This is a genomic window from Streptomyces sp. NPDC002838 (assembly GCF_040295365.1).
Taxonomy (GTDB): domain Bacteria; phylum Actinomycetota; class Actinomycetes; order Streptomycetales; family Streptomycetaceae; genus Streptomyces.
Genome location: NZ_JBEOVF010000006.1, coordinates 217,113 through 231,144, shown reverse-complemented (window position 1 = coordinate 231,144; position 14,032 = coordinate 217,113). Strand labels below are relative to the sequence as shown.

Sequence of the window (14,032 nt, the reverse complement as noted above, 5' to 3'; positions counted from 1 at the left end):
CCCCGTCCATGAGGGCGGGGGCTGGCCTGCTTTCGGTGACGGCGGGGGCTTCGCGCACCGTAGGTGCCCGGGGCTCCCGCCGTCGTCATGAGCAGACCTTGCCGTCCTTCGGCACCGTGCCGCTCAGCAGGTACGCGTTCACCGTCGAGTCGACACAGTCGCTCCCCTTCCCGTAGGCGACGTGCCCCTCGCCCTTCCAGGTGAGCACCACCCCGACGCCCTTGCCCAGCTCGTCCGCCATCTTCCGGGTGCCCTCGTACGGCGTCGCCGGGTCGCCGGTGTTGCCGACCAGCAGGATCGGTGCCGCACCGGGCGCGCTCACCTCCGGCGTGTCGTACTGCCCGGCCACCGGCCAGTCGTGGCACCAGCCGGCCGTGTCCCAGCTCATGGCCTTCCCGAACACGGGCGAGACCTTCTCGAACCTGGGCAGCAGCTTCTCCGTCTCCTCGGGCGTGAGCCGCTGCTTGTCGTCCAAGCACGATATGGCCCGTTGCGAATGGGTCGCCGTGCCGTACCGCCCCGACGGGTCACGTCCGTTGTAGAGGTCGGCGAGCGCGAGCAGTTCGGAGCCGTCTCCCCGCTCCGCCGCGTCCAGCGCGCTGGTCAGGGTCGGCCAGCTGTCCTCGCCGTACAGCGGCAGGACGATGCCGGTGAACGCCAGCGACTGGGTCAGCTTCCGCCCGGACGAGGTGGACAGCGGTTCCGCGTCGATCCGCTCCAGCAGGTCCGTGATCTTCCGCGAGCCCTCCGCCGGGTCCTGGCCGGTGGACTTGAGGTAGGCGTCCAGCGCACGCTGGAACCCCCGGGCCTGGTTCTCGGCGTGGCCCACCGTGCCGACGCTCGGGTCGACGACGGCGTCGAGGATCACCCGCCCCACGTTCTTCGGGAACAAGTGGGCGTAGACGCCGCCGAGTTCGGTGCCGTACGAAATGCCGAAGTAGTGCATCTTGCTGTCGCCGAGGACTTGGCGCATCAGATCCATGTCGCGGGCGGTGTCGGTGGTCGAGACGTGCGCCAGCAGTGAGCCCGCGTCCTTCTCGCAGCCCTTGCCGAAGTCGGCGGCGTCCTGGAAGTACGCCCTCTCCTCGGCGGGGGTGTCGGGTGTGATGTCCACCGACTCGGAGGCCTGGATCGCCTTGTCGCTGCGGCACCGGATGCCCTCGCTGGCGCCGACCCCGCGCGGATCCCAGCTGACCAGGTCGTACCGCTCGCGGAGCAGAGATGCGGTGGCGGCGAACCCGGGCATCACGGACACGCCCGACTCACCAGGGCCGCCGAAGTTGAACAGGAGCGAGCCGACGCGGTTCTCTCCGCGGGCCTTGGAGCGGATCAGCGCCAGGCCGATCGTCTCGCCGTCCGGCTTGGACCAGTCCAGTGGCACCTTCAGCGTCGCGCACTGCCAGTCGCTGCCCGGCGCGGAGGCGTCCGCGGTGGCCTTGCAGCGGCCCCAGTCGAGCTTCTGCGAGGTCAGCGAGGAGGGCGGTGCGGCGGCGGCCGCGCCGGAGGAGCCGGCCGACGGCCGCGCCGTGCCGGTATCCCCGCTGCTCTTGTCGTCGCCGGACGAACCGCCGCTGCATCCGGTCACCAGGAGCGCGGCGGCCGCCCCCAGGGCCGTCCACCGTACGAATCGCGTCATTGCGCTTCCCCCCTCGCATGCCGTCCGCCTCGTGCCGCGGATGGCGGTCTGGCCATAGTAGGCGGATCGCGCGACGGCCGCTTCAGCCTGTGGATAACCTTTTGACCAGCGCGTTTCCCGGGATTCTCGGGTGCGGTGTCAGGAGCAGACGGTACCGGCCGCCGGAACCTTCCCGTCCAGCAGATAGCCGTTCACCGCGTCCCGCACGCACTTGTTCTTGCTGCGGTACGCCCCATGCCCCTGCCCCTCGTACGTCAGCTCGACACCGACGCCCTTGCCCAGCGCGGCCGCCATCTTCCGCGCGCCCTCGTACGGCGTGGCCGGGTCGCCCGTGTTGCCCACGACGAGGATCGGCGCGGATCCGGGCGCGCTCACGTCGGGATGGTCCGCGGCGCCCGCCACCGCCCAGTCGGTGCAGCTGAGCATGGACCAGGCCATGAAGTCGCCGAAGAGCGGCGAGGCGGCCCGGAACTCGGGACGTTTCCGCTCCACGTAGTCGGCGGTGTAGCGCGGCTTTTCGTCGGCGCAGTTGATGGAGACGTTGGCCGCGGTGAGGTTGCTGTACTCGCCGTGCTCGTTGCGCCCGTTCATCGAGTCGGACAGCGCCATCAGGATTCTGCCGTCACCGGCGTACGCCTGCTCCAGGCCCGCGGTGAGGTACTGCCAGAAACCCTGCGAGTACAGCGCCTGCGCGATGCCGTTGGTGGCGGCAGTCTGGGTCAGCTCGCGCGGAAAGATGCCGGGGATGGGTTTGCTGTCGAGGTCCGCGAGCAGTGTGGCGATGCGGTTCTTGACGTCCTCGGCGCTGTCGCCGATCGGGCAGTCCTCGGTCTTGGAGGTGCAGTCCTCGGCGAAGTTGTCGAGGGCGAGCTGGAAGCCCTTGGCCTGTCCGAGCGAGCCCTGTTCGGGGTTCTGCGTCGGGTCGACGACCGCGTCGAAGACCGCGCGGCCCACGTTCTTGGGGAACAAGTGGGCGTAGACGCCGCCGAGTTCGGTGCCGTACGAGATGCCGAAGTAGTGCAGCTTGTCGTCGCCGAGGACCTGCCGCACCAGGTCCAGGTCGCGGGCCGCGTCGGTGGTGCGCACGTGCGGCAGCATCTTCTCGGAGTTCGTCTCGCAGGCCGCGTTGAACTCCTTGGTGTTGTCCAGGAGCTTGGTGCGCTCGGCCGTGTCGTCGGGGGTCGCGTCCTGCTGGAAGTACGCGTCGAGCTGGAGGTCGTTCTGGCACTCGACGGGGACGCTGCGGCCGACTCCGCGCGGGTCGAGGCTGACCAGGTCGTATCGGGTGCGCAGGGTCGCGTAGTCCTTGCCGAAGGCGGGCAGCGCGGTGACGCCGGAGCCGCCGGGGCCGCCGAAGTTGAAGACGAGCGAGCCGATGCGCCTGCTCTCGTCGCCACTGGCCTTCGCCCGGATCAGCGCGAGCTTGATCGTGTCCCCCTTGGGTTCGTCCCAGTCGAGGGGGGCCTTCATGGTGGCGCACTGCCACTTGTCGCCGTTCGGCAGGGGGGACGGGGCGTCACCGCCGCCCTGCGCCACGGACGGTTCCGGGCAGTCCTCCCAGCTCAGCTCCTGGGCCGACAGGTCCTCGTCCTGGGAGTCGCCGCCGCAGCCCGCCAGCACGGAGGTCAGCACAAGGGCGGTGGCGGTCAGGGCGGCGGTACGCAGCCGGGCAGGGTTCGGCATGCTTCCATCCTGCGGTCGCCTACGGCGGGGCGCTCGGGGCGCGGGCCGTACGAGGTACGTGCGTCGACCGGCCCGGCCGTGTGACTTACAGCGCGCCCTTGCGGGTGAGGTGGTTGAAGGCGAGCCAGCCCGGCAGCACCGGCAGCCACAGTGTCAGCAGGCGGAACAACAGCACCGCGGGCGCCGCGACCTCCTTGGGCAGGCCGACGCCGATCAGACCGAGCGTCAGGGTCGCCTCGACCGCGCCCACGCCGCCCGGGGTCGGGGCGGCGGAACCGAGCGCGTTGCCGGCGAGGAAGACGACCGCGACGCTGGCGATGCTGATCGAGGTCGTCTCGTCGCCGAACGCCCGGATCGACGCGTCCAGGCACATCACGAAGCAGGCGGTGAGCAGCAGCATGCCGCCGATGCCGGCGACCAGCTTCTGCGGTCGCTGCAGCACGTCGAGCATGCGGGGCACGACACCCGCGAACAGCGACCTCACGCGCGTGGCGACGAATTTCCGCATGAACGGCACCGAGGTCACCACGAGCACGAGCACCGCCACCGTCAGCAGACCCGCGATGACGGTCCGCGACGGCGACAGCGACGGAGTCTTCTCGGTGCCGGTCAGATAGCCGAAGGCCAGCAGCATCAGGATGTGGCAGCCGAGCCCGAACAGCTGCGACGCGCCGACGCTCGCCACCGCGAGCCCGGGGCGTACGCCCGCGCGTTGCAGGAAACGCGTGTTGAGGGCGACACCGCCCACGGCGGCCGGCGCGACGATCTTCACGAACGATCCCGCGACCTGAGCCGCCACCGTGCGCACGAACGGCACACGCTCGGGTACGAAGCCCAGCAGGGCCATCGCCGCCGCGAAGTAGCTTGCCGCGGAGAACAGCACGGCCGCGGCGACCCAGCCCCACTCGGCGTTGGCGATGAGCGGGCCGAACTCGATGTGTGTGAGCTGGGTCAGCAGGAAGTACGCGCCGATGGCACCGGCGATGAAACTGATCAGCGTCCGCGGCCGCACGCGCTGCAGCGACGCCGGCTCGACCGGTGCCTGCGGCCGGATCAACAACACCTCGTGGCGGATCTGCGTGAGCAGATCCTCCTCGCGCGCCTCTTCCATGGCCTCGTCGATGGCCCGCTTCTCGGCCCTGGCCTCCGCCTTCTCGGCCTTCTTGTCGGGCTTTTCGAGTACGGGCCCGGCCTCGGCCGGCGCCTCTTCCAGGCGGGTCTGCTTGGCATGCCGCGATGCCTCCAGGACCGCCTCGCGCTCGCGCTCGGACCGCTCCCGGGCCAGTTTTCGCAGCGTCGCGCGCGTGGAGCGGCTCAGCGCGATGGGCTGGAGCATCGGCAGACAGTCGGCCACGGCGTCGGGGCCGAGCACGTCCACCGCCGCCGCCACCGCGCGCTGGGCGCCCACCCTGAGGCCCAGCGTCACCAGCAGCTGGGAGATGTCCATGCGCAGCAGCAGATCGCCGGCCGCGATCTCACCGACCCGCAGGTCGGTGAGGATCACCGTGCCGGAACGATCCACCAGAATCGCGTCGCCCACCAGCCTGCGGTGCGCGATACGCCGGGACTGCAGGGCCTCCACCTGGTGCCAGGTGTCGCGCAGCAGCTCGTCCGTGATCTCCTCGTCCGACAGCGAGTCCAGGGTGCGCCCGCCGGTGTGCTCGTAGACGAGCATCACCGCGTCGGGGCCCAGCTCCGAGGTGGCGATCAGCTTGGGCGCGTTGGCGCCGGCCGCGATGGCCGCGTAGGCGAGCAGTGCCTCCTGTTCCAGTGCCTGGCGCAGCGACTGGAGGCTGCTGCGGGTGGCGAAGCCGCGCAGGGTCAGATTGCGCCACGCGCGGTAGAAGAAGCCCTGCGCCTGCTGCTCCCGGTCGACCACCGTCACGTCCAGGGGCCGGCCGTCCTCCAGGGTGACGAAGTAGCGGCGGCCGCGGTCGCCGGTCTCCGGCATGTCCGACACTTCCTCGCGGGACGCGCTCACCGGGCGGAAGCCGACGGTCCTGAGGCCCGCCATCAGGGTCCGTCCCGTGGGACGGACGTTGGGCGAGCCGACGGCGTACAGCGTGCCGTAGGCCACGGTCCAGCCGATCAGCAGCGTCAGGGTGATCGAGAACGCTGTCGTGTATCCGGCGACGAGCATCGAGATGGCGTCGAGCAGCAGCACGATCCACAGCACCGCGCGCCAGCGCGGCCTGCGCGACATGCCGACGGCCGTCATGTACGCGATGACGGGAGCCAGGTAGCCGTGCACGGGGTCGGTGAGGGCGTGGATGTCGCCGGGGGAGGGCTTGGTGAGCGCCTCCTGGATCGAGTCGGGGGCGGCCCGTGCGACCCACAGATCGGTGGCCAGGGTGACGCCGTGCGCGAGCACCGCCGCGAGCACGCCGTCGGCGATACGCAGCCCGTCACGCTTGATCAGCCGCTCGATCGCGAACGCGACCGGCACCAGGAGGATGGCGATGCTGGAGGCCAGCCCCGCGAAATTGGTGAGCAGGTCGGGTGCCTGGCCGGTGCCCTTGTTGATGTCCTCTTCGAGGCCCGAGGTGGTGCCGTGTGCGAACGCGGCGATCGCGAGCAGCACGGCGACGGCGATGGCGCCGACCAACAGCCGCATCAGGTCGGAGGGCCGGTGCACGCGCGCGGGCAGCAGCGGTTCGTCGCCCTCGACCTCGTCGGCGTGTACCTCGTCGGGGTCGTCGTCAGACGCGGACCGGGTCGTGGGCGTCTCCTTGTCGGCGTCGTGCGCGCTCTTCTTGTTGTCCGCCTTCTTGTCCGTCTTCTTGCCCGTCTCGTCCGGGTCGGCGGTGCCCGGGCTCGACGAAGCGGCAGAGGTGCTGTCCGCGTCCTCGGGGTGCACACCCTGCTGCTTCATCGTCTCTTCTTGGTCTCGTATCACCGGTCACCGCCCGCACGATGGTGGCATGCCCCACCGACACACGGGGCTGTCAGGGTGCACATGCGGGGGCGCACAGTCTGCCCGAAGCGCTGCCCCGGAGCGAAGGCTACGCACGGTCGCGCGCGCGTCACATTGTCGGTGGCGTGGGGCAATATGGGGCGGATGAGCGAGGAGAGCCATCCGAAGGACGACGCCCACGCGGCGTACGCGGACACGCTGCCGGAGTACGCCGAGCGGGTCCTCGACGTAACCGAACGGATTCCGCCCGGGCGCGTCATGACGTACGGCGACGTCGCCGAGTGGCTCGAGGAGGGAGGTCCCCGTCAGGTCGGCCGCGTGATGTCCCTCTACGGAGGGGCCGTTCCGTGGTGGCGTGTCGTGCGCGCGGACGGAGCGCTGCTTGCGGGGCACGAACTGGAGGCGCTCGGCCACTACCGCGAGGAGGGCACGCCGCTGAAACAGGCAGCCAGGACCGCCGAGGGCCATCTCCCGCGGGTCGACCTGAGACGGGCCCGGTGGGACGGCAGCGAACGTGCTGAGGGTCACACCTGACAGCATCCGCCATCGAAGGGGTCGCGGGGCAACCCGAGGCCCGTACGGGGGAAGCAGGGCACGTCCGTGGCATGACGTACGTTCGTGAATCGAGGGGCATACGTGTCGCGAGTGGCGTGAGGGAAGAAGCGGAAGACCTGCTTCCGCGCCGCCCGTCGGCGTAGCGTCGCCAGCGCGCATCCCCCTCACCCCCCGGCCACCGCCCTCCACGCGCGGCGGTCCTTTCCACAGCACACCCACCAGGACCGGCGAACCACGTGAGCTCCTCTTCCTCCACCAGACGCCTGTCGCACACCCAGGTGCGACAGGGGAACCGTGGCGCTTACCGACTGGTGCGTACCCCGCCGGCCCGTGAGGATCCCCCTCGTCTGGACGCCGCACAGCGCGCCGTGGTTGACCACCGCACCGGCCCGCTGCTCGTTCTCGCAGGTCCCGGCACCGGCAAGACCACCACGCTCGTCGAGTCGGTGGCGGCGCGCATCGCCCGGGGCGGGGACCCCGCGCGCGTGCTCGTGCTGACGTTCAGCCGCAAGGCGGCCGTCGAGCTGCGCGACCGTATGGCGCTGCGCATAGGCGCGGCACGCGCTCCCCAGGCGACCACCTTCCACTCGTTCTGCTACGCCCTGGTCCGCGCCCACCAGGACACCGACCTGTTCGTGGAGCCGCTGCGGCTGCTGTCCGGCCCCGAACAGGACGTCGCCGTACGCGAACTGCTGGCGGGCCAGCCCGACCTGGAGCGGCTCGGCCTCGCGCATGTGCGCTGGCCGGACGAACTGCGCGCCTGCCTGACCACCCGCGGCTTCGCCGACGAGGTCCGCGCGGTCCTCGCCCGCAGCCGTGAACTGGGGCTGGGCCCGGGCGCCCTGGACGCCTTCGCCCGCCGTATCGGCCGCCCCGACTGGCGTGCCGCGGCCGCCTTCCTCGCCGAGTACCTCGACGTGCTCGACCTGCAGGGCGTGCTCGACTACGCCGAACTGGTCCACCGCGCGGTCCTGCTCGCCCACCGCCCCGGGGTCGCCGAGCGGCTCGCCGCGCAGTACGACGCCGTCTTCGTCGACGAGTACCAGGACACCGATCCGGCCCAGGTACGGCTGCTGCACGCCCTCGCCGGCGGCGGCCGCACCCTCCTCGCCTTCGGCGACCCCGACCAGTCGATCTACACGTTCCGCGGAGCGGACGTGAACGGCATCCTGGACTTCCCGCGGGCCTTCCCGTGCGCGGACGGCCGCCCGGCGCCCGTCGAGGTCCTGCGCACCTCCCGCCGCTCCGGCGCCGCCCTGCTGGCCGCGACCCGGCTGCTGACCCAGCGCATGCCGCTGACCCGCCTCCCGGCCGACAAGGTCCGCGCCCATCGTGAACTCGCTCCGGTACGGGACGGGGGCCAGGTCGAGGTCTACACGTACCCGACGCCCGGCACCGAGCTGGACAACATCGCCGACATCCTCCGCAGGGCGCATCTGGAGGACGGCGTCCCCTGGAGCGACATGGCCGTCCTGGTGCGGGCCGGATCCCGCACCATCCCGACGGTCCGCCGCGCACTCACGGCGGCCGGCGTCCCCCTGGACATCGACGGCGACGACCTGCCCCTGCGGCACGAGCCCGCGGTGGCACCCCTTCTGACGGCGCTGCGGGCGGTGGCCGCGGCGGAGGCGGCGCGGACCGAAGCACCCGACCAAGAGGGTGATGAGCCCACTTCGGACACCTCCTGGCTCGACACCGAAACCGCCCTCACGCTGCTCGCCTCCCCCCTCGCGGGCATGGACGCCGCCGACCTGCGCCGCCTCGGCCGTGCCCTGCGCGACGAGGAGCGGGCCGCGGGCAACCCTCTGCCACCTCCCTCGGACGAACTGCTCGCGCGGGCGCTGGCCGAGCCGGAGCGCCTCGCCGTGCACGACCCCACGTACGCGCGTGGCGCCCAGCGTCTGGGCGCGCTGCTCAGGAAGGCCCGTGAGCGCCTCGCGGGCGGCGGTACGGCCGAGGATGCGCTGTGGGACCTCTGGGAAGGCACACCATGGCCCACGCGCCTGGAGCGCGCCGCCCGGCGCGGCGGCGCGGCCGGACGCAACGCCGACCGCGATCTCGACGCCGTCTGCGCGCTGTTCGCGACCGCGGCCCGCGCCGAGGAGCGCACCGGCGGCCGGGGCGCCCTGAACTTCCTGGAGGAGATCGACGCTGAGGACATCGCCGCCGACACGCTCACCCGGCGGGCCGTCCGACCCGAAGCCGTCCGCCTGATGACCGCGCACCGCTCCAAGGGCCTTCAGTGGCGGCTGGTCGTCGTCGCCGGCGTCCAGGAGGGCCTGTGGCCGGATCTGCGCCGCCGCGGCTCCCTCCTGGAAGCGGACCGCATCGGCCGCGACGGACTCGCCGAACCGCTCACCCCGGGGGCGCTGCTCGCCGAGGAGCGCCGCCTGTTCTACGTGGCCGCCACGCGCGCGCGTGAACGTCTCGTCGTCACCGCGGTCAGGGCACCCGCCGACGACGGTGACCAGCCCTCCCGCTTCCTCAGCGAACTCGGCGTCGAACCGAAGGACGTCACGGGCCGCCCCCGCCGCCCGCTGTCCGTCGCGGCGCTCGTCGCCGAACTCCGCGCCACCACGGTCGACCCGCGGGTGTCGGACACCCTCAGGGAGGCCGCCGCCCGCCGACTGGCCCGGCTCGCCGCCCTCGCCGACGAGGACGGCCGCCCCCTGGTGCCCTCCGCCCACCCCTACCGGTGGTGGGGCATGTTCGAGCCGACCGAGAGCAAGGTGCCGCTGCGCGACCGCGACCAGCCCGTCGTGCTGTCCGGCAGCGCCCTGGAGCAACTCGCCAACACCTGCGCCCTGCAGTGGTTCCTGGGCCGCGAGGTCAAGGCCGACGCGCCCGCGACTGTCGCCCAGGGCTTCGGCAACGTCGTGCACGTTCTCGCCGACGAGGTCGCCTCCGGACACACCCCGGCCGACCTCGCCGTCCTCATGGAACGCCTCGACTCCGTGTGGAACGCGCTCGCCTTCGACGCGCCGTGGAAATCGGCGCAGGAAAAGGACAACGCGCGCGTGGCGCTCGAACGCTTCCTGAAGTGGCACGTCATGGACCGCACGGGGCGGACGCCGGTCGCCAGCGAGCACGACTTCGACGTCAGCCTCGAAGCGGGTGACTACGAGGTGCGCATCCGCGGCCAGATGGACCGCGTGGAGGCCGACGGCGAGGGCCGCGCCTACGTCGTCGACTTCAAGACCGGCAAACAGGCGCCCAGTGCCAAGGAGGTGGAGCACCACCCCCAGCTCGCCGTCTACCAGCTCGCCGTCCGCGAGGGCGCGGTCGACGAGGCCTTCGACGGGGCGCGCCCCGAGCCGGGCGGCGCGGAACTCGTCCAGCTGCGCCAGGGCGCCGCCAAGCGCGACGGCGGCGAGACCCTGCCCAAGGTGCAGGCGCAGGAGCCGCTGGAGGGGGAGTGGGTGGGCGAGCTGCTGGCCACGGCAGCCGGCAAGGTCCTCGACGAACGGTTCACGCCGAGCGCCGGCCAGCACTGCACACACTGCGCGTTCCGGGCCTCGTGCAGCGCGCGGCCCGAGGGACGGCACGTGGTCGAGTAACGCAGGTGATCCCTCGCGCTCTTTGTGATCGACCGCACCACACGTGCTGACCTGCGCTTCTCCTTTGTCCCGAGGGCGATGTGGCCTCCGCTGTCAGTGCCCGCCGCTAGCCTCTCCGACATGCCCGCCCGTATCACCGATCCCGACCAGCTCAAGGAGCTCCTCGGTATCCCGTTCACCCCGGAGCAGACGGCCTGCATCACCGCACCGCCCGCCCCGCAGGTGATCGTGGCCGGAGCCGGCTCGGGCAAGACGACGGTGATGGCGGCACGCGTGGTGTGGCTGGTCGGCACCGGCCAGGTCGCCCCCGAACAGGTGCTCGGTCTCACGTTCACCAACAAGGCCGCCGGCGAGCTCGCCGAGCGCGTCCGCAAGGCGCTGATCAAGGCAGGCGTCACCGACCCCGACGTCATCGATCCGGACAACCCGCCGGGCGAGCCGGTGATCTCGACGTACCACGCCTTCGCGGGCCGCCTCCTGACCGATCACGGCCTGCGCATCGGACTGGAGCCGAGCTCCCGGCTGCTCGCCGACGCCACCCGCTACCAACTCGCCGCGCGCGTGCTGCGCGAGGCGCCCGGGCCCTACCCGGCGCTGACCCGCTCCTTCGCCGACCTCGTCAGCGACCTCCTCACGCTCGACGCCGAGCTCGCCGAACACCTCGTACGGCCGGAGGACCTGCGCGCCTACGACGCCGAGCTGCTGCGCGCCCTGGACGGCGCCAAACTCACCAACGCCGACCTGCGCAAGATCCCCGAGACCGCCGCCGCCCGCCGGGAACTCGCCGACCTGGTGGTCCGCTACCGCGCCGCCAAGCGGGAACGCGACCTGCTCGACTTCGGCGACCAGATCGCCCTGTCCGCCCAGCTCGCCCAGAACCCCGAAGTGGGCCGGATCCTGCGCGACGAGTTCCGCGTGGTGCTCCTCGACGAGTACCAGGACACCTCCGTGGCCCAACGCATCCTTCTCGCGGGCCTGTTCGGCGGCGGCACCGGCCATCCCGTGACCGCCGTCGGCGACCCCTGCCAGGCGATCTACGGCTGGCGCGGCGCCTCCGTCGCCAACCTCGACGACTTCCCCGAGCACTTCGCCCGCGCCGACGGCCGTCCCGCCACCCGCCAGTCCCTCAGCGAGAACCGCCGCAGCGGCGGCCGCCTCCTGGACCTCGCCAACGGCCTCGCCGAGCCCCTGCGCGCCCTGCACGCGGGCGTGGAGGCCCTCCGCCCGGCCCCCGGCGCCGAACGCGACGGACTGGTCCGCTGCGCCCTGCTGCGCACCCACACCGAGGAAATCGACTGGATCGCCGACTCCCTCGCCCATCTCGTACGGACCGGGAAAGCGCCCGGCGAGATCGCCGTCCTGTGCCGTACGGCCACCGACTTCGCCGAGATCCAGGGCGCGCTCGTCGCACGGGACATCCCCGTCGAGGTGGTCGGCCTCTCCGGACTGCTGCACCTGCCCGAGATCGCCGACCTCGTCGCCGTCTGCGAGGTCCTCCAGGACCCCGGCGCCAACGCCTCCCTCGTCCGCCTGCTGACCGGCCCCCGCTGGCGCATCGGCCCGCGCGACCTCGCCCTCCTGGGGCGCCGCGCCCGGCTGCTCGTCTCCCACGCGCGCGTGGACGGCGGCGACGATCCCGACCGCCGGCTGGCCGAGGCGGTCGAGGGGGTCGACCCGTCCGAGGTGATATCCCTCGCGGACGCCCTGGACACGTTCCTGGAGACCCCGCTGGACGGCGACGGGGACGATGGGCTGCCCTTCTCACCGGACGCGCGCGTGCGGTTCGCGCGGCTGGCCACCGAGCTGCGCGAGCTGCGCCGCTCCCTGGCCGACCCCCTGATGGACGTCCTGCACCGCGTCCTGTCCGTCACCGGCCTGGAGGTGGAACTGTCGGCGTCCCCGCACGCCCTGGCCGCCCGCCGCCGCGAGACCCTGTCGAACTTCCTGGACATCGCCGCCTCGTTCGCCGCCGGCGACGGCGAGGCGACCCTCCTGGCCTTCCTCGGCTTCCTGCGCACCGCCGCCCAGTACGAGAAGGGCCTCGACAACGCCCTCCCCGGCGGCGAGAACACCGTGAAGGTACTCACCGCGCACAAGTCCAAGGGCCTGGAGTGGGATGTCGTGGCCGTCCCCGGCCTGGTCACCGGGACCTTCCCCAGCGACCGGGGCCGCGAGAAGTGGACCGCCCAGGGCAAGGTGCTGCCGCACGCACTGCGCGGCGACACCGAAACCCTCCCCGACGTGGCCTCCTGGGACTCCCGGGGTCTGAAGGCCTTCCACGAGGAGATGAAGGAGCACCAGCACACCGAGGAGCTCCGCCTCGGCTACGTCACCTTCACGCGCCCCCGCTCCCTCCTCCTCGGCTCCGGCCACTGGTGGGGTCCCACCCAGAAGAAGCCCCGCGGCCCGTCCGACTTCCTTCAGGCCCTGTACGACCACTGCACGGCCGGACACGGCGAGATCGAGGCGTGGGCCGACGAGCCCGCCGAGGAAGAGGAGAACCCGGCCCTGCACCAGGAGGCCGCCGACCAGGTGTGGCCCCTGCCCCTGGACGACGCGGCTCTGGCCCGCCGCAGGGCGGCCGCCGCGACCGTCCTGGCCCACCTCGACGCCCTCGCCTCACACGAGGCCACCCACCCCGCGGCCACACACGACCCGGACACCTACGACGACCCGGACTGGCCGGCACCACTCGAGGACGACGAAGCGCCCTACGACGCCGCCTACGACGAAGCCCCCTACGACGAAGCCCCCTACGAGGAGGCCCCCTACGAGGAGGCCTCCGACGAGGCCCCCTTCTTCGACACCGACGAAGCCCCGGCCGACTGGGACGCATGGGCCCCGGACCGCCCGACCGTCCCGCACCAGGCGGCGGCCCCGGACATCCCCGACCACTCGGATACGCAGGAGAGCGCACGCCCCCACCCCACAGAACCCGAGCGCGCCCCCCTCACTCCGGAGGAGGCCCGCACCATCGCCTCCTGGGACCGCGACCTCGACGCCCTCACCGGCGAGCTCCTGCGCGCCCGCCAGAGTGTCACCAACGTGCCCCTGCCGGCCTCGCTGACCGCGTCCCAGCTGCTGCGCCTGGCCGCCGACCCGGACGGCTTCGCGCAGGAGCTGGCCCGCCCCATGCCCCGCCCGCCGCAGCCCGCCGCGCGTCGCGGCACCCGCTTCCACGCCTGGGTCGAGGCCCGCTTCGAAGAGCTGACGCTGCCCATGCTGGAGCCGGAGGAACTGCCCGGAGCCGAGGCCGACATCGCCGACGAACGGGATCTGGAAGCCCTCAAGGACGCCTTCGAGCGCACGGAATACGCCCGCCGCACGCCCCACCGCGTCGAGGCCCCCTTCCAGCTGGCGATCGCCGGCCGCGTGCTCCGGGGCCGCATCGACGCCGTCTACAAGGAGGGCGACGGCGAGACAGCGACGTACGAGATCGTCGACTGGAAGACCAACCGCACCCACACCGCCGATCCGCTCCAGCTCGCGGTCTACCGGCTCGCCTGGGCCGAGCAGCGGGGCGTGCCCCTGGAGTCGGTCACGGCCGCGTTCCTCTACGTCCGCAGCGGCGAGGTCGTACGGCCGGACGACCTGCCCGACCGTGCGGCGCTGGAGCGGCTCCTGCTGGGGGAGCCGAGGGGTGAGGAACCGCACGACGAGGATGTCGGTGGGGGCCGATAGGCTCGT

At 72.2% G+C, this 14,032-nt stretch carries 6 protein-coding genes; 3 read left to right on the top strand and 3 right to left on the bottom strand.

Features of this window, described 5'->3' with window-relative positions:
* Positions 1-85 precede the first annotated feature (85 nt).
* The 3 genes from ABT063_RS11155 to ABT063_RS11145 form a co-directional block, all read right to left on the bottom strand.
* Positions 86-1,636: an alpha/beta hydrolase gene (locus ABT063_RS11155; protein ID WP_351056959.1), complete on the bottom strand. Its 1,551-nt coding sequence runs from the start codon at positions 1,634-1,636 to the stop codon at positions 86-88.
* Positions 1,637-1,774: 138 nt separating this feature from the next.
* A complete protein-coding gene (locus tag ABT063_RS11150; RefSeq protein WP_351056958.1) occupies positions 1,775-3,319 on the bottom strand; it encodes an alpha/beta hydrolase in 1,545 nt (514 codons plus the stop codon).
* Between the two features lie 85 nt (positions 3,320-3,404).
* Positions 3,405-6,191 carry a lysylphosphatidylglycerol synthase domain-containing protein gene (locus ABT063_RS11145; RefSeq protein WP_351056957.1) on the bottom strand — a complete coding sequence of 929 codons (2,787 nt, stop codon included), beginning with the start codon at positions 6,189-6,191 and terminating at the stop codon, positions 3,405-3,407.
* Positions 6,192-6,377: 186 nt separating this feature from the next.
* On the opposite strand from ABT063_RS11145, the gene ABT063_RS11140 reads away from it, so the two are divergent.
* The 3 genes from ABT063_RS11140 (at position 6,378) to ABT063_RS11130 (ending at position 14,026) form a co-directional block, all read left to right on the top strand.
* Positions 6,378-6,767 carry an MGMT family protein gene (locus tag ABT063_RS11140; protein ID WP_351056956.1) on the top strand — a complete coding sequence of 130 codons (390 nt, stop codon included), beginning with the start codon at positions 6,378-6,380 and terminating at the stop codon, positions 6,765-6,767.
* A gap of 257 nt (positions 6,768-7,024) precedes the next feature.
* The gene (locus ABT063_RS11135) at positions 7,025-10,345 is read left to right on the top strand and encodes an ATP-dependent helicase (RefSeq protein ID WP_351056955.1); all 3,321 of its coding nucleotides are present in this window, start codon (positions 7,025-7,027) and stop codon (positions 10,343-10,345) included.
* Positions 10,346-10,465: 120 nt separating this feature from the next.
* Positions 10,466-14,026 carry an ATP-dependent helicase gene (locus tag ABT063_RS11130; RefSeq protein ID WP_351056954.1) on the top strand — a complete coding sequence of 1,187 codons (3,561 nt, stop codon included), beginning with the start codon at positions 10,466-10,468 and terminating at the stop codon, positions 14,024-14,026.
* The last annotated feature ends 6 nt before the right edge of the window (positions 14,027-14,032 follow it).

Bases quoted from the DNA above. Each gene is read 5' to 3' on its own strand.
- ABT063_RS11145 (WP_351056957.1), bottom strand. From the start codon at position 6,191: ATGAAGCAGCAGGGTGTGCACCCCGAGGACGCGGACAGCACCTCTGCC.
- ABT063_RS11140 (WP_351056956.1), top strand. From the start codon at position 6,378: ATGAGCGAGGAGAGCCATCCGAAGGACGACGCCCACGCGGCGTACGCG.
- ABT063_RS11130 (WP_351056954.1), top strand. From the start codon at position 10,466: ATGCCCGCCCGTATCACCGATCCCGACCAGCTCAAGGAGCTCCTCGGT.
- ABT063_RS11150 (WP_351056958.1), bottom strand. From the start codon at position 3,319: ATGCCGAACCCTGCCCGGCTGCGTACCGCCGCCCTGACCGCCACCGCC.
- ABT063_RS11155 (WP_351056959.1), bottom strand. From the start codon at position 1,636: ATGACGCGATTCGTACGGTGGACGGCCCTGGGGGCGGCCGCCGCGCTC.